Source organism: Kitasatospora sp. NPDC001261 (assembly GCF_042896795.1).
In the GTDB taxonomy this organism is placed as follows: domain Bacteria; phylum Actinomycetota; class Actinomycetes; order Streptomycetales; family Streptomycetaceae; genus Kitasatospora.
The window spans coordinates 1-1,540 of the sequence record NZ_JBIAXP010000075.1 but is presented as its reverse complement, the minus strand read 5'-3'; the positions used below and the strand labels follow the sequence as shown (position 1 = coordinate 1,540).

The 1,540-nt window shown below is 69.2% G+C and carries 1 protein-coding gene; it reads right to left on the bottom strand.

All coding sequences use genetic code 11. The features are described from left to right. Window positions 1-1,433 (bottom strand): NF041680 family putative transposase (locus tag ACFY4B_RS42580; RefSeq protein ID WP_387977196.1); only part of this gene is annotated, 1,433 nt, incomplete at its 3' end. Between the last annotated feature and the right edge of the window lie 107 nt (window positions 1,434-1,540).

Here is a 1,540-nt window from a genome sequence, read left to right as displayed (position 1 = left end):
GCTTGGTGTTTCTTGATCGTCTTGGCGCGTTTGACGGTCTTGCCGACGTCATGGCGCTTGGCTCGGTGCTTGTTCTTCGAGCCTGGAGGCCGTCCTGGCCCCGGTCGGGACGGTTTCGGTGCGGCTGCTGGGCAGGTGGCTGTCGCGCGGATGTTGCGAAACCCCCGGCGGACGCGGGCAGGGGTGAGGCGCCGTTGCTCGGCCGGTCGTTCCCAGGGCCTGCGGAGGTCCTCGGTGAGGGGCCGGGTGAGGCGGAGCTGGGTGTGGGCGGCGATGATCAGCCAGGTCCACAGGTCGGCAGTGTCCGCGTGGCGAACCTTCGGGGCGGTCCAGCCCAGGGTCTGCTTCATCAGCCGGAACGTGTGCTCCAGGTCGAATCTGCGGAGGAACAACTGCCACCAGCGGTCCACGTCCGTCGGCGTGGCGCCGGCGGCCGAGCACCACAGCCAGACCGGCTTCGGGTCGCGATCGCCCGGCAGTCGCTCGACCTGCAAGCGCACCAACGTTCCGTGCAGGACGGGCAGTTCTTCCTCGGTGCGCTCCAGCCAGGGGCCTCGGTGGGTGAGCCGGGGGTGCATCCGGTCCCAGGCCATCGCCTCGGCCTTGCCGTAGCGGGTGGTGTCCGTAGCCGTGGTGACGTCGGGCTGGTGCCAGCTTTCGGGCTTGGCGAAAGTGAGGACGCCGCCGTGTCGGCGGGGCCGCCCGACCTTCGGTCCGGGGCGGGCCGGGCCCGGATCGCGGAGCATGACCCGGTCCGAGCGAAGCCGTCCGACAAGCACGACCGGCAGGTCGGCCAGGGCGTGGGAGAGGTAGGCAACATCGTAGCCGGAGTCCATGACGACCAGCATCTGTGGATCGTCCGGCGTCCACTGTCCTGCCCGGATCAACCGCTCGATGACGTCACGTAGTTGGATGGTGGTCACGAGCGTTGCGTCGTCCGCAGGGCCCAGTCGCACGGCGTCCAGCAGTGCGACCCAGGAGGTGCGTCCGGCTTCCAGGGCGGCGACGAAGGAGTAGGGCCAGCCGGGGACGAGCTGATCGCGGGTGCGATCGCCGCGTCCATAGACGTGGCAGAAGAGACGGTTGTTGCTGGTGGGGGCATCGGGCCGCAGCCAGTTGGACACGTCGACGGCCAGCATGATCCGCCCGTCCGCCGCCTTCGGCAGCGGCAGCTCGGCCAGGGCCCGGCGCAGGCGCGTCGGCTCCAACCAGCCACGGTCCAGCGCCGCATACAAGGCGCCGTGCCCGCGCCGGTGCTCGACGGCCAGTGACAGCTCGACCAAAGTCTTGACCGGGCCGTCCGCGCACAGCACCGCATCCGTGAGCTCGAACAACGCATCCGCGCGGGCGTACAGACAGTCGTAGAACTCGACCCGAAAGCGGGACAGGACGTCCAATGCCCCGCCCGCAGGCACGTTGGCTGGAAGACTCATAAGCAGCGGCCGTTCCCTCGTACTTCGTGACTCGACATCTCGAAGCATGGGGAACGGCCGCGTCGCATGCTCCCCGATCCCGGAGATCTCAGCAGGTCGAGTGACCC